General features: G+C 59.4%; 22 protein-coding genes and 1 other RNA gene. 19 read left to right on the top strand and 4 right to left on the bottom strand.

Going from position 1 to position 22,787, the window contains the following annotated elements; translation table 11 throughout:
- Nucleotides 1-159: 159 nt before the first annotated feature.
- The 5 genes from petA to ACZRMS_RS23110 all read left to right on the top strand — a co-directional run bounded on the left by petA (nt 160) and on the right by ACZRMS_RS23110 (nt 3,984).
- The gene (gene petA / locus ACZRMS_RS23130; protein ID WP_048359181.1) at nt 160-759 is read left to right on the top strand and encodes a ubiquinol-cytochrome c reductase iron-sulfur subunit; all 600 of its coding nucleotides are present in this window, start codon (nt 160-162) and stop codon (nt 757-759) included.
- A complete protein-coding gene (locus tag ACZRMS_RS23125) occupies nt 759-1,970 on the top strand; it encodes a cytochrome b (protein WP_048359180.1) in 1,212 nt (403 codons plus the stop codon). The genes petA and ACZRMS_RS23125 overlap by 1 nt, the downstream gene beginning before the upstream one ends.
- Nucleotides 1,970-2,749 (top strand): cytochrome c1, encoded by a 780-nt coding sequence (locus tag ACZRMS_RS23120; protein ID WP_463997236.1) that lies wholly within the window; start codon nt 1,970-1,972, stop codon nt 2,747-2,749. The genes ACZRMS_RS23125 and ACZRMS_RS23120 overlap by 1 nt, the downstream gene beginning before the upstream one ends.
- Nucleotides 2,750-2,935: 186 nt before the next feature.
- On the top strand, nt 2,936-3,553 hold the full coding sequence (locus ACZRMS_RS23115) for a glutathione S-transferase N-terminal domain-containing protein (protein WP_463997235.1): 618 nt from the start codon (nt 2,936-2,938) through the stop codon (nt 3,551-3,553).
- Between the two features lie 17 nt (nt 3,554-3,570).
- Complete coding sequence (locus ACZRMS_RS23110) at nt 3,571-3,984, top strand: ClpXP protease specificity-enhancing factor (RefSeq protein ID WP_463997234.1); 414 nt, start codon at nt 3,571-3,573, stop codon at nt 3,982-3,984.
- A gap of 52 nt (nt 3,985-4,036) precedes the next feature.
- On the opposite strand, the gene ACZRMS_RS23105 is transcribed toward ACZRMS_RS23110, so the two are convergent.
- From ACZRMS_RS23105 to ACZRMS_RS23090, 4 genes are all read right to left on the bottom strand, one after another.
- A complete protein-coding gene (locus ACZRMS_RS23105) occupies nt 4,037-4,618 on the bottom strand; it encodes a BON domain-containing protein (protein WP_463997233.1) in 582 nt (193 codons plus the stop codon).
- The gene (locus tag ACZRMS_RS23100) at nt 4,615-5,208 is read right to left on the bottom strand and encodes a phosphoheptose isomerase (protein ID WP_029612203.1); all 594 of its coding nucleotides are present in this window, start codon (nt 5,206-5,208) and stop codon (nt 4,615-4,617) included. The genes ACZRMS_RS23105 and ACZRMS_RS23100 overlap by 4 nt, the downstream gene beginning before the upstream one ends.
- 137 nt (nt 5,209-5,345) lie before the next feature.
- Nucleotides 5,346-5,708 carry a YraN family protein gene (locus ACZRMS_RS23095; protein ID WP_463997232.1) on the bottom strand — a complete coding sequence of 121 codons (363 nt, stop codon included), beginning with the start codon at nt 5,706-5,708 and terminating at the stop codon, nt 5,346-5,348.
- On the bottom strand, nt 5,708-7,483 hold the full coding sequence (locus tag ACZRMS_RS23090; protein ID WP_463997231.1) for a penicillin-binding protein activator: 1,776 nt from the start codon (nt 7,481-7,483) through the stop codon (nt 5,708-5,710). Before ACZRMS_RS23090 ends, ACZRMS_RS23095 begins: the two co-directional genes overlap by 1 nt.
- Nucleotides 7,484-7,717: 234 nt before the next feature.
- On the opposite strand from ACZRMS_RS23090, the gene rsmI reads away from it, so the two are divergent.
- The 14 genes from rsmI to ACZRMS_RS23020 all read left to right on the top strand — a co-directional run bounded on the left by rsmI (nt 7,718) and on the right by ACZRMS_RS23020 (nt 22,787).
- The gene (rsmI, locus tag ACZRMS_RS23085) at nt 7,718-8,572 is read left to right on the top strand and encodes a 16S rRNA (cytidine(1402)-2'-O)-methyltransferase (protein ID WP_463997244.1); all 855 of its coding nucleotides are present in this window, start codon (nt 7,718-7,720) and stop codon (nt 8,570-8,572) included.
- A gap of 140 nt (nt 8,573-8,712) precedes the next feature.
- An RNA gene (gene rnpB, locus ACZRMS_RS23080) (RNase P RNA component class A) lies at nt 8,713-9,066 on the top strand.
- 355 nt (nt 9,067-9,421) lie between these two features.
- The gene (gene mraZ / locus ACZRMS_RS23075) at nt 9,422-9,877 is read left to right on the top strand and encodes a division/cell wall cluster transcriptional repressor MraZ (protein WP_048359172.1); all 456 of its coding nucleotides are present in this window, start codon (nt 9,422-9,424) and stop codon (nt 9,875-9,877) included.
- Nucleotides 9,874-10,821, top strand: a complete 948-nt coding sequence (gene rsmH, locus ACZRMS_RS23070; protein ID WP_463997230.1) for a 16S rRNA (cytosine(1402)-N(4))-methyltransferase RsmH — start codon at nt 9,874-9,876, stop codon at nt 10,819-10,821. Before mraZ ends, rsmH begins: the two co-directional genes overlap by 4 nt.
- The gene (gene ftsL / locus ACZRMS_RS23065; protein WP_463997229.1) at nt 10,818-11,111 is read left to right on the top strand and encodes a cell division protein FtsL; all 294 of its coding nucleotides are present in this window, start codon (nt 10,818-10,820) and stop codon (nt 11,109-11,111) included. The genes rsmH and ftsL overlap by 4 nt, the downstream gene beginning before the upstream one ends.
- Nucleotides 11,108-12,850 (top strand): peptidoglycan D,D-transpeptidase FtsI family protein, encoded by a 1,743-nt coding sequence (locus ACZRMS_RS23060; protein WP_463997228.1) that lies wholly within the window; start codon nt 11,108-11,110, stop codon nt 12,848-12,850. Before ftsL ends, ACZRMS_RS23060 begins: the two co-directional genes overlap by 4 nt.
- Complete coding sequence (locus tag ACZRMS_RS23055) at nt 12,850-14,313, top strand: UDP-N-acetylmuramoyl-L-alanyl-D-glutamate--2,6-diaminopimelate ligase (RefSeq protein ID WP_463997227.1); 1,464 nt, start codon at nt 12,850-12,852, stop codon at nt 14,311-14,313. The genes ACZRMS_RS23060 and ACZRMS_RS23055 overlap by 1 nt, the downstream gene beginning before the upstream one ends.
- Nucleotides 14,306-15,673, top strand: a complete 1,368-nt coding sequence (locus ACZRMS_RS23050; RefSeq protein WP_463997226.1) for a UDP-N-acetylmuramoyl-tripeptide--D-alanyl-D-alanine ligase — start codon at nt 14,306-14,308, stop codon at nt 15,671-15,673. Before ACZRMS_RS23055 ends, ACZRMS_RS23050 begins: the two co-directional genes overlap by 8 nt.
- Nucleotides 15,673-16,755, top strand: coding sequence for a phospho-N-acetylmuramoyl-pentapeptide-transferase (gene mraY / locus ACZRMS_RS23045; protein WP_463997225.1), 1,083 nt, complete (start codon nt 15,673-15,675; stop codon nt 16,753-16,755). Before ACZRMS_RS23050 ends, mraY begins: the two co-directional genes overlap by 1 nt.
- Before the next feature lie 5 nt (nt 16,756-16,760).
- On the top strand, nt 16,761-18,107 hold the full coding sequence (gene murD, locus ACZRMS_RS23040) for a UDP-N-acetylmuramoyl-L-alanine--D-glutamate ligase (protein ID WP_463997224.1): 1,347 nt from the start codon (nt 16,761-16,763) through the stop codon (nt 18,105-18,107).
- Nucleotides 18,104-19,318: a putative lipid II flippase FtsW gene (gene ftsW, locus ACZRMS_RS23035; RefSeq protein ID WP_463997223.1), complete on the top strand. Its 1,215-nt coding sequence runs from the start codon at nt 18,104-18,106 to the stop codon at nt 19,316-19,318. Before murD ends, ftsW begins: the two co-directional genes overlap by 4 nt.
- Entirely contained in the window at nt 19,308-20,378 is a 1,071-nt protein-coding gene (gene murG / locus ACZRMS_RS23030) for an undecaprenyldiphospho-muramoylpentapeptide beta-N-acetylglucosaminyltransferase (protein ID WP_463997222.1), read from the top strand. Before ftsW ends, murG begins: the two co-directional genes overlap by 11 nt.
- Nucleotides 20,371-21,831, top strand: coding sequence for a UDP-N-acetylmuramate--L-alanine ligase (gene murC / locus ACZRMS_RS23025; RefSeq protein WP_463997221.1), 1,461 nt, complete (start codon nt 20,371-20,373; stop codon nt 21,829-21,831). Before murG ends, murC begins: the two co-directional genes overlap by 8 nt.
- Nucleotides 21,828-22,787 (top strand): D-alanine--D-alanine ligase, encoded by a 960-nt coding sequence (locus ACZRMS_RS23020; protein ID WP_463997220.1) that lies wholly within the window; start codon nt 21,828-21,830, stop codon nt 22,785-22,787. Before murC ends, ACZRMS_RS23020 begins: the two co-directional genes overlap by 4 nt.

Below are 22,787 nucleotides of genomic sequence, written 5' to 3'. Positions count from 1 at the left end.
AAACGCCTATACTGCAAGGCTTGTAGCCGCCCGAGAGCGGTAATTACCTTGTCAGAGTAGGGGCTTTTCATTACCATTCTGCAAAATTTTTATAAGTTCAGATGCAAATTTAGTAGATGCCTGATTTAACAGGCCACAAAGCTGATGGGAGAGGACTGAATGAGCAATGACGGCGTAAATGTCGGCCGGCGTCGCTTCCTCGTAGCAGCCACATCCGTGGTGGGTGCTGCAGGAGCGGTGGGGGCGGCGGTCCCGTTCGTGGGGTCGTGGTTCCCAAGTGCCAAGGCGAAAGCCGCAGGCGCACCGGTGAAAGTGAATATTGCAAAGATCGAGCCGGGGCAGCAGATGATTGCTGAGTGGCGCGGTCAGCCAGTATTCATTGTCCGCCGCACTGAGGAGATCCTGGCGAATCTGAAGAAGATCGAAGGGCAGCTTGCTGATCCTGAGTCCGCGCAATCGGATCAACCTGAAAACTCGAAAAACGAGTGGCGGTCCATCAAGCCAGAAGTGTTGGTGTTGATCGGCATTTGCACGCACTTGGGTTGCTCGCCAACTTTCCGTCCCGAGGTCGCACCTGCTGACCTGGGCAAGGATTGGGTCGGGGGGTATTTCTGCCCTTGCCATGGTTCGCACTATGACCTGGCCGGCCGCGTCTACAAGTCGCAACCTGCTCCGCTGAACCTGCCCGTGCCTCCTTACTACTATGTAGCTGGCAGTGACAACATCATTGTCGTTGGCCTTGAAGAGGAGAGCGCGTAATGAGCAAGTTCATGGATTGGATTGATGCTCGCTTCCCCGCTACCAAGATGTGGGAAGACCATCTGAGCAAGTATTACGCTCCGAAGAACTTCAACTTCTTCTACTTCTTTGGCTCTCTCGCATTGCTCGTTCTGGTAAACCAGATCGTTACCGGTGTGTGGCTGACCATGAGCTACACGCCGTCGGCAGAAGAAGCTTTTGCTTCTGTCGAATACATCATGCGTGACGTCGAATACGGCTCCATCCTGCGTTATCTGCACTCTACGGGTGCATCGGCGTTCTTTGTCGTCGTCTATCTGCACATGTTCCGCGGCTTGCTCTACGGCTCGTACCAAAAGCCCCGTGAGCTGGTGTGGCTGTTCGGCATGATGATTTATCTGGCCCTGATGGCGGAAGCCTTCATGGGTTACCTGCTGCCTTGGGGGCAAATGTCCTATTGGGGCGCCCAGGTGATCATCTCGCTGTTCGGTGCGATTCCGGTTATCGGTAACGACCTGACCCAGTGGATTCGCGGTGACTACCTGATCTCCGGAATTACCCTGAACCGCTTCTTCGCCCTGCACGTGGTGGCTTTGCCGATCGTGATTCTGGGCCTGGTCGTGCTGCACGTTCTGGCCTTGCACGAAGTCGGGTCCAACAACCCGGACGGCGTGGACATCAAAAAGCACAAGGACGAAAACGGCGTACCGCTGGACGGCATTGCCTTCCATCCGTACTACACCGTGAAAGACATCGTCGGCGTGGTGGTGTTCCTGTTTATCTTCTGCTCGATTGTGTTCTTCTTCCCGGAAATGGGTGGCTACTTCCTGGAAAAACCGAACTTTGAACAGGCTAACGCCTTTAAAACGCCGGAACACATTGCGCCTGTCTGGTACTTCACACCGTTCTACGCGATCTTGCGTGCAATCCCGGACAAGCTGCTTGGCGTAATCGCCATGGGCGCTGCTATTGCCATGTTGTTCGTGTTGCCATGGCTTGACCGCAGCCCGGTTAAATCCATGCGCTACAAGGGCTGGCTGAGCCGAATCTGGCTGTGGATCTTCTGCATCTCGTTCGTGATTCTGGGTGTGTTGGGTGTATTGGCACCGACCCCGGGTCGTACGTTGCTGTCGCAGGTGTGTACCTTCCTGTACTTCGCCTACTTCATTCTGATGCCGTTCTACACCAGGCTTGAGAAGACCAAACCGGTTCCGGAAAGGGTGACTGGCTGATGAAAAAGCTATTTGCTGTATTGATGCTTGCGGTGATGCCTGCTTTGTCCTTTGCGGCCGAGCAGGGCGTACAACTCGACAAGGTCGACATCGATGTTTCTGACAAGGCTGCCATGCAGGACGGCGCGCGTACGTTCGCCAACTACTGCATGGGCTGTCACAGTGCCAAGTTCCAGCGCTACGAGCGTGTGGCAGACGACCTGGGGATTCCCCATGACGTCATGCTCGACAACCTGGTGTTCACCGGTGCCAAGATTGGCGACCACATGAACATCGGCATGCAGCCTGCTGATGCCAAGGCCTGGTTCGGTGCTGCACCGCCAGACCTGACGCTGGTGGCCCGCGTGCGCGGTACTGACTGGCTCTATAGCTATCTGCGTTCTTTCTACGAAGACCCGTCGCGCCCTTGGGGTGTGAACAACAAGGTCTTCCCGAACGTGGGCATGCCTAACGTTCTGGCGCCGTTGCAAGGTCGTCAGGTTGTAGGCTGCAAGCAAGTACAGATCGTAGAAGACGGCAAGAAGCAGTATGATCCGTTGACCGGCACGCCTTTGACACATGAAGCGTGCGACCAGCTGACAGTTCTGCCAAAAACCGGCACGCTGACTGAAGAGCAGTTCGATGAGAAGATCAAGAATCTTGTGACCTTCCTGGCCTACTCGGCTAACCCGGTGAAGCTGGAGCATCAGCGCATCGGTACTTACGTGCTGCTCTACCTGGCCTTCTTCTTTGTGTTCGCTTATCTGCTCAAGCGCGAATACTGGAAAGATGTGCACTGATATAGTTACACGCATTGCTGTTAATCGTGCGCGCCCGAGGGTGTCTCTGAAAAGGTAACAGTGCAGGACAAGCGGCAAGCCGGGTCGAAAGACCTGGTTTGCCCGGGTTCTGCGGTTATCGGAGACGTTCCTTGGGCGCGTTCGTTTTTCCGCTCCCGATAATTTCAACAAGCGAGGAGGACCGCCATGGGCGTGACCAATCGGTTGGCCTGTTACTCCGACCCCGCCGACCACTATTCCCACCGAGTACGCATTGTGCTCGCAGAGAAAGGTGTCAGCGCCGAGATCATCAGTGTGGAGGCGGGCCGTCAGCCGTCGAAGCTGATCGAAGTGAACCCTTACGGCAGCCTGCCAACCCTGGTCGATCGCGACCTGGCGTTGTGGGAGTCGAGTGTGGTGATGGAATATCTGGATGAACGCTATCCGCATCCGCCGTTGTTGCCGGTTTATCCGGTAGCGCGGGCCAACAGCCGTCTGCTGATGCATCGCATCCAGCGCGACTGGTGTGTGCTGGTGGATTCGATTCTCGATTCGCGCACCAAAGAGCCGGCCCGGGTTCAGGCGCGCAAAGAGCTGCGTGAGAGCCTGACAGGGGTGTCTGCGTTGTTTGCGGACAAACCTTTTTTCCTCAGCACAGAGCTAAGTCTGGTCGACTGCTGCCTATTGCCGATACTCTGGCGCCTGCCCATTCTGGGTATTGAATTGCCGCGGCCGGCCAAGCCGCTGCTCGACTATATGGAGCGCCAATTTGCGCGTGAGGCTTTCCAGGCAAGTTTGTCTGGTGTCGAACGCGACATGCGCTAAGGCTTTAGGAGCCCTCGATGAATTCAAGTCGACCTTATCTGGTGCGTGCGCTGTACGAGTGGATTGTGGATAACGATTGCACTCCGCACATGCTGGTTAACTCTGACTACCCCAAGGTGCAAGTACCTCAGGGTTTTGCCAGTGACGGGCAGATTGTCCTGAATGTTTCGCCAACCGCCGTGCGTCAACTGCACATGGACAACGAAGCAGTAAGCTTTGAAGGGCGCTTTGGTGGTGTCCCACACACGTTGTACGTGCCCATATCGGCAATTCTGGGGATTTATGCCCGCGAGAATGGCCAGGGTATGGTGTTCGAGCAGGAAGAGCTTCTTGAAGGCGATGACGAGCTCGAGCCGGATGACGATGTGCCGCCGCCAGGCACTGAGCCGCCAAGACCTACGGGTCGGCCAAGCCTGAAAGTGGTCAAGTAATAAAAAGGCGACCTGCAAAGGTCGCCTTTTTTGTGCCTGACAATCGGGTCTGTCAGTCGATGTACTCAAACAGTTTGACGATTTTTTGTACCCCGGAAACGCCTTGCACCAGGCTGGTGGCGCGGGCGGCTTCTTGCTTGGTCACCAGGCCGAGCATGTAGACGATGCCGTTTTCGGTGACGATCTTGATGCGCGAGCCGGGGATCGCACTGTCGGTCAGCATCTGGGTCTTGATCTTGGTGGTCAGCCAGGCGTCATTGTTGCGCGCAATGATCGATGACGGTGCCATGACCTGCAGCTCGTTGTTCACCTTTTTGACCCGTTGAACAGCTGCAGCAGCCTGTTCGGCCTGGGCCTTGAGATCGGCGCGGGGGGTCTGGCCGGCCAGCAGCACGATGCCGTTGTAGCTGGTGACAACGATGTGCGAGCCCTTGTCCAGATCCGGGCTGGCCTTGGCCACGTTCACGGCGACCTTGGTTTCGATCAGGGAGTCGTCGATCTTGCTGCCGAAGGTGCGGGTGCCGCGGTCATCTTCGATTGGCGTGTCGCGGGTGGCGGTCAGCACCGAGCTGCAGCCGGCAGTCAGGCCCAGGCATAGCGTCAGTGCTACGAGGCTAAGGCGATTAAAGGTCATTCTTCACTCCCGAACAGTTGGCTGTCGATCAGATCGCACAAGCAGTGGATCGCCAGCAGGTGGACTTCTTGAATACGTGCAGTGACATTGGACGGGACGCGAATCTCGACGTCCTCAGGCAGCAGTAGCGAGGCCATGCCGCCGCCATCGCGGCCAGTCATCGCGACCACGATCATTTCACGGTCGTGCGCGGCCTGGATGGCCTGGATGATATTGGCCGAGTTGCCGCTGGTGGAAATGGCCAGCAGCACGTCGCCGGGTTGGCCGAGTGCGCGGATCTGCTTGGAGAATATCTCGTTGAAGCTGTAGTCGTTGGCGATCGAGGTGATCGTCGAGGTGTCGGTGGTCAGTGCAATGGCAGGCAGGCTGGGGCGCTCACGCTCAAAGCGGTTGAGCAGTTCGGACGAGAAGTGCTGGGCGTCACCGGCTGATCCACCATTGCCGCACGAAAGCATTTTGCCTTCGTTGAGCAGGGCGTTGACCATAACCTGGCTGGCTTGCTCGATGTGGGGGGCAAGAACGTCCATCGCCTGCTGCTTGGTGTCGATGCTGGCCTGAAAAAGCTGGCGAATCCGGGATTGCATGTCCATCTATGTGACCTTAAGTAGGGCGGCTGGTCGGGCGTGATCCAGGTGTTCCTGAGTGACTTCCCGGCACAAAAATGTGCAGCCCGCAAAGCAAAGCAAAATCGTTTAAAAAAGGGTGCTGGAATCGGCCTGGCAGCGCATTAGCTGTCAAAGGCGTTCCGTAGCCAGTTCAATTGGGGTGTTGCGCCGTCCAGTGTCACGACGTCAAATCGGCACGGCTGACTGGCCCAGCGCGACTCGCGCTGCAAAAAGTACTGGGCGGCAAGTATCAGCTTTTGACGCTTGCGTGCGTCAATGCTGGCAAGTGCGCCACCCCATTGCGCGTGTTTTCTGTAACGAACTTCGACGAATACTACTGTATCGCCGTCAAGCATGACCAGATCCAGCTCGCCACGCTTGCATAACCAGTTCTGCGCCAGCAGGCGCAAGCCCTGTTGCTCAAGATGCCGCAGCGCCAGGTGCTCGGCATCCTTGCCAGTGTGCTGGCTCGAGCGGTCGGGCATCAGTTGGGAGTATCTGGAAGGCGTTGAGGTTGGCCATTGATGAACTCGGCCCACGGCAACTGACGTTCGACCCGTTGTGTCGAGCTCATGCTCAGGCTGCCGGACAGACCGTCAATCCGGGAGTCGGGCAGTGCTTTGAGCTGTCCCAGGCTCGGCGCCAGGCGGTAGGCGTCGATGCCCATCGCATACAGGCGGCCAAGACTGCCGCCAGCCTGCGGCCACTGCGCGGTCACTTGCTGGCGCAGCGGGTTGGCAGGGTCGAGCAGCCAGGGTGTTTCACAAAAACGGATGCCGTTCATGTCGTTGTACTGGTTCTGGTCGCCACTGGCGCTGAATACGTGGGACGTCGCGTACACCGGGATGTCGCCAGCGTACTGGTAGTTCAATGTCGGCTTGATCTGCTGGGCCTGCTGAGGGGTGGCGGCGAGGAAGATAAACTCCATGTCCTGACGGCGTGAAGGTGTGGCCGAGCCGCCTGCGGTTTTGCGCAGTTGCACCAGATCAGCGACCTGTTGGGCCAGGGCTACGGGCTTGTCGATATGTTCGATGCCGACGATGGTCCCGCCGTGGGCTTCCCATTCCTCGCGGAATGCCTTGAGCACCCGATTGCCCCATTCGCCGACCGGCACCATGGCGCCGGCGCGGCTCAGGCCATCGGCACGTGCGCGGCGGGCCACTTCACGGGCTTCGTCTTCTGCTGCCAGGCCAAACTGGAACAACTGCGCCGGGCCTTGTGCGCCTTCGCTGTAGTTCAGGGCCAGGGTAGTGATCGGCAGTTGCGGGCGGGCATTGAGTTGTTTGACAAGCGGTTTCTCCAGCGGGCCTACCACCAGCTGCACGCCGTCGGCTTGTGCCTGACGATAGAACTCGTCCAGCGAGGTCAGGCGCGAGCTGTCATAGAACTGGATGCTCGGCGGGTTTTGCCCGGCTTGCTGTGCCTGATAGTGCGCAGCCATGAAACCGTCGCGCAGCGCTCTGCTGACAGAGGCCAGTTGGCCCTCCTGGGGCAGCAGCAGGGCAATCTTGGTCAGTGGCTGGCTGGCCAGCTCCTTGAGCTTGATCAGTGGTGCGGGCAGTTGGATGGCGGCCGGGTGAGCCGGATTCTGGGCGCGCCATTGGTCGATGGCGTTTTGCTGGTCCTGAAGGGTGCCGGCGCTCTTGACGGTCAGTGCCAGAGACATCCAGCCACCCAGCACGTCATTGCTGTGGGCCTGAAGCTGATCCACCGGCAGGGCGGCAACCAGTGCCCAGATGGCTTCGTTGTTGCTGTTGGCAGCATCGCCAGTAAGGTTAGGGGTCATCGCTGCGCGTTCGCGTGCGGCGGCCAGGGTCTGGCCATCAGCCTCAAGGGCGTTCGCGTGAACGGTGTGGGTGCGCACCTGCAAGTCTGTCGGCAATTCGCTCAGGCGCGACACGCTTGGGTGATTCAGGGCGGTCAGGGCGGCCTTCGGGTCATTGCGGCTCATCGCCAGCTCGGCTGCCAGCGTGCTGGCAAATACTTGCTGGGCGGGCTTGAGTTGATCCAGCGGGACCTGGGCCAGAATCTGCGCTGCGCGGTCATTATGATGCTGGCGCAGGGCTAGGTCGGCTGCGGACAAGCGCAGCAGGGCGGCCTTTTCCGGATTTGTGCTCTCGGCTGCCTGCTGGAGCAGTTGCTCAAGGCTGGCGTCCGGGGTCCGTGGGAGTTCGCCAAGGCTGGACGAGGGCGAGCTGGCGCAAGCCGCCAACAGGGCAGCGAGGCAGAGGGCAGTGAACAGCCGCAGGCAAGCGATCATGTAGTGTTCCTGATACTCGATCAAATGAGTGGGGAAGTGTACCCAAGCGTCGGCCGGGGCGCGATGTTACAGGCGATAAAGCCTGAATTTAGATCACTTCTGTAGGTTGTGGCGGTGAAAGTTTCCCTGGTGACGCGTTGCGACCTGCAGGGCGGGTACGTTCATGAGGGCTCTACGCGCTACAATGGCGCCTTTAACTCTTATGAGGTGCGCGTTTTGACTGCTCCAGGTGATTTGAATTCCGTTGTTGGCTCACTTTATGTGGTGGCCACGCCCATCGGTAACCTGGACGACATTAGTGCGCGTGCGTTAAAGGTCTTGCGTGACGTGTCATTGATTGCGGCCGAAGACACGCGTCACTCCCTGCGCCTGCTGCAGCACTTCGGCATTTCAACGCCGCTGGGTGCCTGCCACGAACATAACGAGCGCGATGAGGGCAGTCGCTTCATTCAGCGTTTGCTGGCCGGTGAAGATGTTGCATTGATCTCCGATGCGGGTACGCCGTTGATCTCCGACCCGGGTTATCACCTGGTGCGTCAGGCGCGAGCGGCCGGGGTCAGGGTTGTGCCCGTGCCCGGTGCCTGTGCATTGATCGCGGCGCTGTCCGCGGCGGGTCTGCCTTCTGATCGCTTCATCTTTGAAGGTTTTCTGCCAGCCAAGGCCGTCGGGCGTCGTTCGCGCCTGGAGTTGCTTAAAGAAGAGCCGCGCACGTTGATTTTCTACGAGGCGCCGCACCGCATTCTTGAGTGCCTGCAGGATCTGGAGCTGGTGTTCGGTCCGGATCGCCCGGCTTTGCTTGCACGTGAGCTGACCAAGACCTTCGAAACACTCAAGGGTTTGCCGTTGTCCGAGTTGCGCGCCTTTGTTGAGGGCGACAGCAATCAGCAGCGCGGCGAGTGCGTTGTGCTGGTCGCCGGCTGGACCGCGCCCGAAACCGATGAAGTGGTCAGTAGTGAGGCGATGCGCATCCTGGACTTGTTGCTCAAGGAGATGCCCCTCAAGCGTGCAGCAGCACTTGCAGCTGAAATAACCGGCGAGCGCAAAAATGTGCTGTATCAAGTTGCACTGGAAAAGCAAAAAGTTGAGTAACGCTTCGGGCTGGATAGTGGCGTTTTGATATTTCGGCGTATTTGATTGAGTTGTTAAAAGCCTCAAGTCGGGTAGATGAGCGTGCCTTCTGGCTTTTAACGCTTGTTCTATACGCTCTGTACAGTTAATCTTCGCGCCGGAGAGTCGATTGGACAGTCGCTGCCTTCTATGAAAATTAGGGGGGGGAGGAAAGTCCGGGCTCCATAGGGCGAAGTGCCAGGTAATGCCTGGGAGGCGTGAGCCTACGGAAAGTGCCACAGAAAATAACCGCCTAAGCGCTTCGGCGCCGGTAAGGGTGAAAAGGTGCGGTAAGAGCGCACCGCACGACTGGCAACAGTTCGTGGCTAGGTAAACCCCACTTGGAGCAAGACCAAATAGGGTCCCAAGGCGTGGCCCGCGCTGGGACCGGGTAGGTTGCTAAAGATGTCCAGTGATGGCCATCGTAGACGAATGACTGTTCACGACAGAACCCGGCTTACAGATCGACTCTCCACCTTTTTTTCTTCTGCTTGCCCTGCAGGCAGATTGCTATATCCGAAATCGTTTTATCCCCCGCCAGCAATCGTCAGAACAATACCCGACGTAATGCCGAAAAGTTCTTAGTCTTAACAAACTACTTTAAGTTTGAAGTCCAGAGCTTTGAATTCGCTGTGCATTACTCGTCAAAAAAAACCTTCGCTTACTGCTCTGAGTCTATTTCCTCTCCTAAATCTCCGTTATGTAAGGGTTTTCCTGTGGGTCGCTCCTTGACGGTGTGGTGGGCGCATTCCTATAGTGTGCATAAGTGGTGGAAAGTGGCATAAAGTGGGTTTTCTAAGCGTAAAACGCTAATATTTGGAGAAGCGCACAGTGTTTCGCGGAGCCAATGCAATCAGTCTCGATGCCAAGGGCCGACTCGCAATGCCGAGCCGGTACCGTGACGAGCTGATTTCGCGTAGTTCCGGGCAACTGATCGTGACCATTGATGCGGTAGATCCCTGCTTGTGTGTGTACCCGCTGGACGAGTGGGAATTGATTGAAACCAAGCTACGGGCGTTGCCTTCGTTGCGTGAAGAGAACCGCCGCTTGCAGCGTCTGTTGATTGGTAATGCCGTCGATCTTGAGCTCGATGGCAGTGGTCGATTTCTGGTGCCGCCGCGTTTGCGTGAATATGCCAAATTGGATAAACGCGCGATGTTGGTTGGCCAGCTAAACAAGTTTCAACTGTGGGACGAGGATGCCTGGGAAGCTGTTTCTGCCGCTGACCTTGCAGCCATTCAACAACCGGGCGCCATGCCTGAAGAACTGCGTGATTTAATCCTGTGACTATAGATAGCGGCTTCAACCACATCACCGTACTGCTCGACGAAGCCGTAGAGGCTCTCGCCGTACGTCCTGATGGATGCTATCTGGATGGCACCTTCGGTCGCGGCGGACATAGCCGCCTGATACTCCAGAAGCTTGGTCCCGAGGGTCGTTTACTCGGGTTTGACAAAGATCCCCAGGCAATTGCCACCGGGCAAGCGCTAGCGGCCGAAGACGGCCGCTTTGTTATTGTGCAACGCAGCTTTGCTGAAATGGGATCCGAAATTGCCGAGCGCGGTCTGGCCGGTAAAGTCAGCGGTGTGCTGCTCGATCTGGGCGTTTCGTCGCCACAGCTCGACGACCCGGAGCGCGGCTTCAGCTTCATGAATGACGGCCCGCTGGACATGCGTATGAACCCGGACAGCGGTATCAGCGCTGCCGAGTTCGTCAATACCGCCTCCCGTGAAGAAATTGCCCGCGTCTTCAAGGAATATGGCGAAGAACGTTTTTCCGGGCGCATGGCGCGCGCTGTTGTAGAGCGTCGTGACATCAAACCGTTCGAGCGCACGGCTGATCTGGCTGAAGTGCTGAAAGTGGCCAACCCTGCCTGGGAGAAGGGAAAACACCCGGCAACCCGTACATTCCAGGGCCTGCGCATTCACGTCAACAACGAACTGGGCGATCTTGAGGCCGGCCTTGAGGCTGCGCTGGAATCGCTGGAAGTGGGCGGCCGTCTGGTCGTGATCAGCTTTCACTCCCTTGAAGACCGCATGGTCAAACTGTTCATGCGCAAGCTGGTCAAGGGCGAACCCGACAACCTGCCTCGTGGGCTGCCTGTGCAGCACGTGGCTTTTGTGCCGAAAATCAAGATTCATGGCAAGGCCCAGACTGCTTCCGATGAGGAACTCAAGGCCAATCCGCGCTCGCGCAGCGCTGTCATGCGCGTCGCGGAGAAGCTTCGTTGAACAAGCTCTTCGCCAAGCCACTTCCCGGCGGAAGCTTTTTCATGCTGCTCCTGTTTCTTGGTGTGCTGGTTTCGGCCGTGGGCGTTTCTTACAGCGCGCACTGGAACCGGCAATTGCTCAACACCCTGTACGGGGAGTTGAGCGTGCGCGACAAGGCGCAGGCAGAGTGGGGTCGCTTGATTCTCGAGCAAAGCACCTGGACTGCCCATAGCCGCATCGAAACCCTGGCCAGCGAACAACTGAAAATGCGCATTCCGGGCGCAGCAGAAGTTCGAATGGTGGCGCCATGATCAAACTCGAAGGCGCACTCTACCCGTGGCGTTTTCGTGTGGTGCTGGCATTGCTGGCACTGCTGGTAGGTGCGATCGCGTGCCAGATCGTTTATCTGCAAGTGATCGACCATGACTTCCTCAAGGGGCAGGGCGATGCACGCAGCTTGCGTCACATCCCGATTCCTGCGCACCGCGGCCTGATTACCGACCGCAATGGCGAACCCCTGGCCGTGAGCACTCCGGTGACCACCCTGTGGGCCAATGCCAAAGAAATGCAGGTTGCCAAGGACCGTTGGCCCGCACTGGCGCACGCGCTTGGGCAAGACCCCAAAGTGCTGACTGCACGCCTGGAACAGCAAGCCAATAAAGAATTCATCTACCTGGTCCGTGGCTTGACGCCTGAGCAGGGTCAGGTGGTGCTCGACCTGAAAGTGCCAGGTGTATACGGCATTGAAGAGTTCCGCCGTTTTTACCCTGCCGGTGAAGTAACGGCCCACATGGTCGGCTTTACCGATATTGACGATAAAGGTCGTGAAGGCGTCGAGCTGGCCTATGACGAGTGGCTGGCCGGGGTACCGGGCAAGCGTCAGGTCATCAAGGATCGGCGCGGGCGTCTGATCAAAGACGTGCAAGTGACCAAAAACGCCAAGGCAGGGAAGACCTTGGCGTTGTCGATTGACCTGCGCCTGCAGTATCTGGCCAACCGCGAGCTGCGCAATGCGCTGGTCGAGAACGGAGCCAAGGCCGGCAGCCTGGTGATCATGGACGTGAAGACCGGCGAGATTCTGGCCATGGTCAACCAGCCGACCTACAACCCGAACAATCGTCGCAACCTGCAGCCGGCGATGATGCGTAACCGCGCCATGATCGATGTGTTCGAGCCAGGTTCGACGGTCAAGCCGATCTCAATGAGCGCGGCGCTGGAAAGCGGACGCTGGAAACCCACCGACAAGGTCGAGGTGTACCCGGGCACATTGCAACTGGGCAAATACACCATTCGTGACGTATCGCGTTCCGAAGGTCCGATCCTCGACCTGACCGGCATCCTGATTAACTCCAGTAACGTGGGTATGAGCAAGGTGGCCTTCGACATCGGCGGCGAAGCCATTTTCCGCCAGATGGCGAAAATGGGCCTGGGTCAGGACACTGGGCTGGGGTTCCCGGGCGAACGTGTCGGCAACCTGCCCAACTACCGCGAGTGGCGCAAGGCCGAAACCGCGACCCTGTCTTACGGCTACGGTGTTTCAGTGACCGCGATTCAGCTGGTTCATGCGTTCTCGGCATTGGCCAACAACGGCAAGCTTGCCCCGCTGACCCTGCTTAAAGCAGACAAGCCGGCCGAGGCTGCCCAGGTCATGCCTGAGCAAGTGGCCAAGACCGTTCAGGGCATGCTCCAGGAAGTTATCGAAAACCCGCGTGGTGTATGGCGTGCCAAGGTGCCGGCGTACCACGTCGGAGGCAAGTCGGGTACTGCGCGTAAAACCTCGTCCGGCGGTGTGAAGGGTTATGCGGTGAACTCCTACCGCTCCCTGTTCGCGGGCTTTGGCCCCATGAGCGACCCGCGTTACGCGATCGTTGTAGTCATCGATGAGCCGAGCAAGGCGGGCTACTTCGGTGGTCTGGTATCTGCCCCGGTATTTAGCAAAGTCATGTCCGGCACTTTGCGCCTGATGAACGTGACCCCGGATAACCTGCCGACGGCAGCGGAGCAACAAGCGGCAGCAACTGCTGCTGCAGCCAAAGGAGGGCGTGGCTAATGTCCTTGAGCCTGAACAAGATTTTCCCTCACGCCGGTCACGATCTGCTGATTCGTGAGCTGACCCTCGACAGCCGTAACGTGCGCGCAGGTGATTTGTTCCTTGCCGTGCCTGGCGGCAAGCTTGATGGTCGTGAACATATTGCTGACGCGCTCAAGCGCGGCGCTGCTGCCGTGGCCTATGAAGTGGATGGTGCCTCGGTGCTGCCTATTACCGATGTGCCGCTGATTCCGGTAAAAGGCCTGGCGGCCCAGTTGTCCGACATTGCCGGGCGCTTTTATGGCGAACCGAGCCACCACCTGAACCTGGTCGGCGTGACCGGCACCAACGGTAAAACCAGCGTTACTCAGCTGGTGGCCCAGGCGCTGGACCTGCTGGGTCAGCACTGCGGCATCGTCGGGACCTTGGGCGCAGGCTTTTATGGTGCGCTGCAAAGCGGTCGCCACACCACGCCAGACCCGATTGCGGTACAGGCCATGCTGGCCGACCTGAAAAAGGCCGGGGCCAAAGCGGTCGCCATGGAAGTCTCTTCCCACGGCCTGGATCAGGGCCGCGTCAGCGCATTGGCTTTTGATGTTGCCGTGCTGACCAACCTGTCCCGAGACCATCTGGACTACCACGGCACCATGGAGGTTTACGCTGCGGCCAAAGCCAAGCTGTTTGCCTGGCCTGACCTGCGTTGTCGGGTGCTCAACCTGGACGATGAGTTCGGCCGCCAGCTGGCGGGTGAAAAACACGAGTCGCGCCTGATCAGTTATAGCCTCGAAGACAGCAGCGCCACACTTTATTGCCGTGACGCGACCTTCGATGACGATGGCGTACGCGCCACTGTCGTGACGGCCCAAGGCGAGCATCTTCTGCGCAGCAGCCTGCTCGGCCGTTTCAACCTGAGTAACGTGCTGGCCGCCGTTGGCGCGTTGCTGGGCCTGGATTACGCGCTGGATGAAATCCTCAAGGTGCTGCCAAAACTGGAAGGTCCGGTTGGTCGCATGCAGCGTTTGGGTGGCGGCACCCGTCCGCTGGTGGTGGTCGACTACGCCCACACCCCGGATGCGCTGGAAAAAGTATTGCTGGCCCTGCGTCCCCATGCCAAAGGCAAGCTGCTGTGCCTGTTCGGCTGCGGCGGTGATCGCGATCGCGGCAAGCGTCCGTTGATGGCGCAGGTGGTTGAGCGTTTGGCTGACACGGTTCTGGTCACTGACGACAACCCGCGCACGGAAGCTGCGACGCAGATTTTTGATGACATTCGTGTTGGCTTTACCGCACCGCAGAACGTCACCTTTGTGGCCGGTCGCGGTGAAGCGATTGCCCGGATGATCGCGGGCGCCCATGCCGACGACGTGATCGTGCTGGCCGGTAAAGGGCATGAGGACTACCAGGAAATCAATGGCGAACGCCATGACTTTTCTGACCTGGTCGAGGCCGATAAAGCCCTGGCTGCCTGGGAGGTTGCTCATGCTTAAGCCTCTGCTGCTCAGTGAAGTGCAGGCAGCCCTGAACGGCCGACTGGTCGAGGCTGATGGCCGCTTCAATGGTGTCAGCATCGACAGCCGTGCGATTACCCCGGGCCAATTGTTTGTGGCTCTGACCGGCCCGCGCTTCGATGGCCATGACTATCTGAACGAAGTTGCGGCCAAGGGTGCGGTTGCCGCCCTAGTCGAGCGTGAAGTTCCCGGCTCGGCTTTGCCGCAGCTGGTGGTCAAGGATACCCGTCAGGCGCTGGGCCAATTGGCAGCGCTTAACCGTGCCGGATACACCAAGCCTGTTGCCGCGATTACCGGCTCCAGTGGCAAAACCACGGTCAAGGAAATGCTTGCCTGCATCCTGCGTACCCGTGGTCCGGTGCTGGCGACCAAAGGTAACTTGAATAACGATCTGGGCGTGCCGTTGACCCTGCTGGAACTGACGCTGGAGCACACGGCGGCTGTGATCGAGCTGGGTGCATCGCGTCTGGGTGAAATTGCTTACACAGTTGGCATGACCAAGCCGCATGTAGCCGTACTCAACAATGCCGGCACTGCCCACGTGGGCGAGTTCGGCGGGCCGGACAAAATTGTCGAAGCCAAGGGCGAGATTCTGGAAGGGCTGGATGCCGATGGCGTCGCCGTACTCAATCTTGACGACAAGGCTTTCGGCATCTGGCAGGCCCGGGCCGCCGGGCGCAAGGTGCTCAGCTTCGCCCTTGCAAACCCGGACGCAGATTTTTATGCAAGCAACCTGGCCCGCGACGCACGCGGTTGCCCGGGGTTCGACTTGCACAGCCCGCTGGGCGTAGCCCGTGTGCAGCTCAACCTGCTGGGCCAGCATAATGTGGCCAACGCCTTGGCCGCCGCGGCTGCCGCCCATGCGTTGGGTCTCTCGTTATTTGGTATCGCTTCGGGTCTTGAAGCGGTATTGCCGGTCAAAGGTCGGGCAGTGGCTCAGCTGACTGCCACAGGCCTGCGAATTATTGATGACACTTACAACGCAAACCCCACCTCAATGTGCGCTGCCGTTGATATACTCGCCGGCTTTTCCGGTCGCACCGTCCTGGTGCTCGGAGATATTGGCGAACTGGGTGAGTGGTCGGAGCAAGGACATCGTGAAGTAGGCGCTTATGCCGCCGACAAAGTTTCAGCGCTCTATGCGGTGGGACCCATGATGGCTCATGCCGTCACAGCATTTGGACACCAGGCTCGTCACTTCGCCAATCAGGCTGACCTGATCAAGGCGCTTCGCGCTGAGCACGAAACAAACACCACTATTTTGATCAAGGGCTCGCGCAGCGCAGCGATGGAAAACGTCGTAGCGGCTTTGTGCGGTTCCAGCGGGGAGAAACATTAATGCTGCTGCTTCTAGCGGAGTATCTGCAACAGTTCCATAAAGGCTTCGCGGTCTTCCAGTACTTGTCCCTGCGCGGGATTCTTGGAGTGCTGACCGCGTTGACCCTGTCGTTGTGCCTGGGGCCGTGGATGATCCGCACCCTGCAAAACCGTCAGATCGGCCAGTCGGTGCGTAATGACGGCCCGCAATCGCACTTGTCCAAATCCGGCACTCCGACCATGGGTGGCGCGCTGATTCTGTCGGCGATCACCATCAGCACCTTGCTCTGGGCTGACCTGAGCAACCGTTATGTGTGGGTCGTGATGATCGTGACCCTGCTGTTCGGTGCGATTGGCTGGGTCGACGACTACCGCAAGGTGATCGAGAAGAACTCCCGCGGCCTTCCGAGCCGCTGGAAGTATTTCTGGCAATCGGTGTTCGGCCTGGGTGCAGCGATCTTCCTGTACATGACGGCGCCAAGCGCGGTCGAAACCACGCTGATCCTGCCCATCCTCAAAGACGCCAGCATTCCGCTGGGTATCGGCTTTGTTGTACTCACCTACTTCGTGATCGTGGGTTCGAGCAACGCGGTCAACCTGACTGACGGCCTCGACGGCCTGGCGATCATGCCCACCGTCATGGTGGGCGGCGCGCTGGGTATCTTCTGCTACCTGTCGGGCAACGTGAAATTTGCCGACTACCTGCTGATCCCGTATGTCCCGGGCGCAGGTGAGTTGATTGTGTTCTGCGGCGCACTGATTGGCGCAGGTCTCGGTTTTCTCTGGTTCAACACCTACCCGGCACAAGTGTTTATGGGTGACGTCGGCGCCCTGGCGCTGGGCGCTGCACTGGGCACCATCGCCGTGATTGTGCGTCAGGAAATCGTGTTGTTCATCATGGGCGGTGTGTTCGTGATGGAAACCCTGTCCGTGGTGATCCAGGTAGCGTCTTTCAAGTTGACCGGCAAGCGGGTGTTCCGCATGGCGCCGATTCATCACCACTTTGAACTCAAGGGCTGGCCCGAGCCACGCGTGATTGTCCGTTTCTGGATCATCACCGTGATTCTGGTACTGGTCGGCCTTGCCACGCTGAAGCTGAGGTAGAACCTGTGTCTCTGATCGCTTCTGACCACTTCCGCATCGTTGTCGGCCTCGGCAAGAGCGGCATGTCCCTGGTGCGCTTTCTCGCGCAGCGCGGCGTGTCGTTTGCCGTGGCCGACACGCGGGAAAACCCGCCGGAGCTGGCCACGCTGCGCCGTGACTACCCGCAAGTGGAAGTGCGTTGTGGCGAGCTGGATGTCGAATTCCTGTGCCGTGCCGACGAGCTCTATGTGAGCCCCGGCCTGGCACTGGCGACTCCGGCCCTGCAAGCGGCGGCGGCCCGTGGCGTGAAACTGTCGGGCGACATCGACCTGTTCGCGCGTAACGCGAAGGCACCCATCGTTGCAATCAGTGGCTCCAACGCCAAAAGCACCGTGACCACGCTGGTTGGTGAAATGGCGGCTGCAGCCGGCAAGCGCGTGGCAGTTGGCGGCAACCTCGGCACGCCGGCGCTCGACCTGCTCAGCGATGACATCGAGCTGTACGTGATGGAGCTCTCGAGCTTCCAGTTGGAAACCACCAACCAGCTCGGCGCCGAAGTCGCCACCGTGCTCAACGTCAGTGAAGATCACATGGACCGCTACACCGGCTTGCCTGCGTATCACCTGGCCAAGCACCGGATTTTCCGGGGTGCCAGGCAGGTGGTGGTCAATCGCCAGGACGCCCTGACCCGTCCGCTGATGGGCGAAGGCCTGCCGTGCTGGACCTTCGGCCTGGGCGTGCCCGACTTCAAGGCCTTTGGCCTGCGTGAAGAAAACGGCGAAAAATACCTGGCCTTCGAATTTCAGAACCTGATGCCTGTGCGCGAGCTGAAAGTTCGCGGCGCACACAATCAGGCCAACGCCCTTGCGGCGCTGGCGCTGGGGCATGCCGTGGGCCTGCCGTTCGACGCCATGCTGGCCAGCCTGCGCACCTTTACCGGCCTTGAGCATCGCTGCCAGTGGGTACGCGAGCTTGACGGCGTGAGTTACTACAACGACTCCAAGGCCACCAACGTTGGCGCCGCTCTGGCTGCCATCGATGGTCTGGGCATGGACATGGACGGCAAGCTGGTCCTGATCGCCGGCGGTGATGGCAAAGGCGCTGACTTCAGCGGCCTGCGTGACTCCGTGGCCAAGTACTGCCGCGCGGTGGTGCTGATGGGCCGTGATGCAGACCTGATCGCAGAAGCCATTGGCGACTCGGTCCCCCTGGTGCGCGTCGGCTCGCTGGACGAAGCGATTGAGCAAAGCCGAGCGCTGGCGTTGCCTGGCGATGCGGTTTTGCTGTCGCCTGCCTGCGCCAGTTTTGACATGTTCAAAAATTACGAAGAGCGCGGCCAGCTGTTCGCCCGTGCCGTGGAGGTGCTGGCATGATCTTCGGCATCCTCAAGCCTTATCCTTCGCCGCTGATCACGGGCCGTGGCATCGACCTCGATTTCCCGTTGCTGGCCGGTTGCCTGGCCTTGCTCGGTCTTGGGCTGGTGATGATCACTTCGGCATCGTCCGAAGTTGCCGCCTTGCAGTCGGGCAACACCCTGTACCACATGATCCGGCACCTGTTTTACATCGTGCTCGGCCTGGGCGCGTGCATCATGACCATGATGGTGCCGATTGCGACATGGCAACGCCTGGGCTGGTTGCTGCTGATCGGTGCATTCGGTTTGTTGGTGATGGTGTTGATCCCGGGTATCGGCCGTGAGGTAAACGGCTCCATGCGGTGGATCGGTTTCAGCTTCTTCAACGTCCAGCCTTCGGAAGTCGCCAAGGTGTTTGTGGTGATCTACCTCGCAGGCTATCTGGTGCGTCAGCAGAAGGAAGTCCGCGAGAGCTGGATGGGCTTCTTCAAGCCGTTCATCGTGCTGCTGCCGATGGCCGGCCTGTTGCTGATGGAGCCCGACTTCGGTGCCACCGTTGTAATGATGGGCGCTGCTGCTGCGATGCTGTTCCTCGGCGGTGTGGGTCTGTTCCGTTTCGCCCTGATGGTGGCGCTGGCGGTGGGGGCGGTGTTTGTTCTGGTGCAGGCGCAGCCTTACCGGATGGCACGTCTGATTACCTTTACCGACCCGTGGTCCGATCAGTTCGGCTCCGGCTACCAGCTGACCCAGGCCCTGATCGCGTTCGGTCGCGGCGAGTGGTTCGGCGTGGGGTTGGGCAACAGCGTACAGAAGCAGTTCTACCTGCCGGAAGCGCACACCGACTTCGTGTTTTCGGTACTGGCCGAAGAGCTGGGCGTAGTCGGCTCGCTGCTGACCCTGGCCCTGTTCGTCTTCGTCTGTGTGCGTGGCATGTACATCGGCATGTGGGCTGAACGCGCGAAACAATATTTCGCCGCTTACATGGCGTACGGCTTGTCGTTCCTGTGGATCGGCCAGTTCCTGATCAACATCGGGGTGAACGTCGGCTTGCTGCCAACCAAGGGTCTGACCCTGCCATTCCTCAGTTATGGCGGCAGCTCGCTGGTGATCTGCTGCGTGTGCATGGGCTTGTTGCTGCGCATCGAATGGGAGAGTCGAACCCACCTGGGCAGCGAAGAAACCGACTTTAAAGAAAGCGACTTCGCAGAGGAGCCGACCCATGGGCGCTAATGTGCTGATCATGGCGGGCGGCACCGGCGGGCACGTGTTCCCGGCCCTGGCTTGCGCCCGTGAATTTGAAGCTCGCGGCTACACCGTGCACTGGCTCGGTACACCGCGCGGCATCGAAAATGAACTGGTCGAGCCGGCCGGTTTCAAACTGCACCTGATCAACGTGGCGGGCCTGCGTGGCAAGAGCAAGCTGTCGCTGATCAAAGCGCCGTTTGTGTTGCTCAAGGCGCTGTTTCAGGCGCGCAAAATCATTCGTCAGCTCAAGCCGGTCTGCGTGCTTGGCTTCGGTGGGTACGTGACCGGGCCTGGCGGTCTGGCGGCGAAAACGTGCGGCGTGCCGGTGATCATTCACGAGCAAAACGCGGTAGCCGGTACCGCCAATCGGTTGCTGGTGCCCATGACCCGCCGTGTGTGCGAAGCCTTCCCTGAAACCTTCGCTGCATCGGACAAGCTGCGTTCCACCGGTAACCCGGTGCGCCCCGAGCTGTTCACCCTGGCACCGCGCGCAGCACTCGAAGGGCGCAAGGCGCGCCTGCTGGTGCTGGGTGGCAGCCTGGGCGCCGAGCCGCTGAACAAGTTGTTGCCTGAAGCGCTGGCCAACGTACCGGCTGACGTACGCCCTGAAGTGTTTCATCAGGCCGGCAAGCAGCACGACCAGATTACTGCCGAGCGCTACACCGCGGTCGGCGTCGAGGCTCAAGTGCAGCCTTTTATCAAAGACATGGCCCAAGCCTATGGCTGGGCCGACCTGGTGGTCTGTCGCGCAGGCGCGCTGACCGTCAGTGAACTGGCTGCGGCCGGTCTGCCTTCGCTGCTGGTGCCATTGCCCCACGCGATTGACGACCATCAAAGCCGCAATGCCGACTTTTTGGCTCGCGAAGGCGCTGCTTTCCTGATGCCGCAAGCGACAACTGGCGCAGCCGAACTGGCTGCACGCCTGACAGAGGTTTTGATGCAACCGGAACGACTCAACAGCATGGCGGCCAATGCCCGCCGCCTGGCCAAACCTGATGCGACCCGCAACGTTGTAGATATCTGCCTGGAGGTGGCCAATGGTTGAGAATCAGAAAGCTATGCCACAACCCGAGATGCGTCGTATCCGTCGTATCCACTTCGTCGGTATCGGCGGCGTGGGCATGTGCGGTATCGCCGAAGTGTTGCTGAACCTGGGCTATGAAGTGTCGGGTTCGGACCTGAACGCATCGCCCGTGACCGAACGTCTTGAGTCGTTCGGCGCACACATCTTTATCGGCCACCGCGCCGAAAACGCTGCCAACGCCGATGTGCTGGTGGTGTCGAGCGCGGTCAATACCTCGAACCCTGAAGTCGCGACTGCACTGGAACGTCGTATTCCAGTGGTGCCACGGGCCGAGATGCTGGCTGAGTTGATGCGCTACCGCCACGGCATCGCCGTTGCCGGTACTCACGGCAAAACCACCACCACCAGCCTGCTGGCTTCGGTGTTCGCGGCCGGTGGCCTGGACCCGACGTTCGTGATCGGTGGCCGGCTGAATGCAGCAGGCACCAATGCACAGCTGGGCACCAGCCGTTACCTGATCGCCGAAGCTGACGAAAGCGATGCGAGCTTCCTGCACCTGCAGCCGATGGTTGCCGTGGTCACGAACATCGACGCCGACCACATGGCGACCTACGAAGGCGACTTCAACAAGCTGAAGAAAACCTTCGTCGAGTTCCTGCACAACCTGCCGTTCTACGGTCTGGCCGTGGTGTGTCTGGATGATCCGGTGGTGCGTGAAATCCTGCCGCTGGTCAAGCGTCCGACCGTGACTTACGGCTTTAGTGAGTCGGCTGACGTGCGCGCCATCAATGTTCGCCAGCAAGGCATGCAAACCTTCTTCACCGTCCTGCGACCTGATCGCGAGCCGCTGGATGTATCGGTGAACATGCCGGGCAACCATAACGTGCTCAATGCTCTGGCAACCATCTGCATTGCCTCGGATGAAGGCATCAGCGATGAAGCCATCGTTCAGGGCCTGTCGGGCTTCGAGGGCGTGGGTCGACGCTTCCAGGTCTACGGCGAGCTACCGGTTGAAGGCGGCCACGTGATGCTGGTGGATGACTACGGTCATCACCCGACCGAAGTTGCCGCAGTAATCAAGGCCGTACGCGGTGGCTGGCCGGAGCGCCGTCTGGTGATGGTTTACCAGCCGCACCGGTTCAGTCGCACCCGCGATCTGTACGACGACTTCGTGCAGGTGCTGGCTGACGCCAACGTGCTGCTGCTGATGGAGGTTTACCCGGCCGGCGAAGAGCCGATTCCTGGCGCCGACAGCCGTCAGCTGTGCCACAGCATCCGCCAGCGCGGTCAGCTGGACCCGATCTACATAGAGCGCGGCGTCGAGCTGGCACCGATCGTCAAGCCGCTGCTGCGCGCCGGCGACATTCTGTTGTGCCAAGGGGCGGGCGATATCGGCCGTCTGGCACCGCAACTTATTAAAAGCCCGTTGTTCGCCGGCGCTGTTGTTGCCGCCAGTGAAGGAAAGTTGAAATGACTGCTGCCTACGCCAATCTGTTCTCGACCATTGCCCCAGCCGACTTCGGCCGTGTGGCCGTGCTGTTCGGCGGCAAAAGCGCTGAGCGTGAAGTCTCGCTGAAATCGGGCAATGCCGTGCTGGGCGCGCTGCAAAGCGCAGGCGTGGATGCCTTCGGTATCGATGTGGGCGATGACTTCATCACCCGTATCACCAGCGAAAAAATCGACCGTGCATTCGTCATCCTCCACGGCCGTGGCGGTGAAGACGGCAGCATGCAAGGCCTGCTGGAATGCCTGGGCATTCCTTACACCGGGAGTGGCATCCTGGCGTCGGCTCTGGCAATGGACAAGCTGCGCACCAAGCAGGTATGGCACAGCCTGGGCATTCCAACGCCGCGTCACGCCGTGTTGAGCAGCGAAGCCGATTGTATTTCTGCAGCGAAGGAACTGAGCTTCCCTTTGATCGTCAAACCGGCACATGAAGGTTCAAGTATCGGTATGGCCAAAGTGAACACTGCTGACGAGTTGATCGTCGCGTGGGCCGAGGCCAGTAAGTACGACTCGCAAGTGTTGGTAGAGCAATGGATCACAGGTCCCGAGTTCACCATCGCCACCCTGCGTGACCAGGTGTTGCCACCGATTGCCCTGGGCACTCCGCATACCTTTTACGACTACGACGCCAAGTACGTGGCCAACGATACCCAGTATCGGATCCCGTGCGGCCTCGATCGCGCCAAGGAACAAGAGCTCATGGATCTCACGGCGAAAGCCTGTGAGGCGATCGGTATTGCCGGTTGGGGCCGTCTGGACGTGATGCAGGACACCGACGGCCAGTTCTGGCTGCTGGAAGTCAACACCGCGCCGGGCATGACCGATCACAGCCTGGTACCAATGGCGGCCAAGGCGGCCGGTCTGGATTTCCAGCAACTGGTTCTGTCGATTCTGGCAGCCAGTGTTGAAGAGTTGCGAGGTTAA

It is taken from the genome of Pseudomonas sp. B424, assembly GCF_055408345.1.
This window is presented reverse-complemented; position numbering and strand designations above follow the sequence as displayed.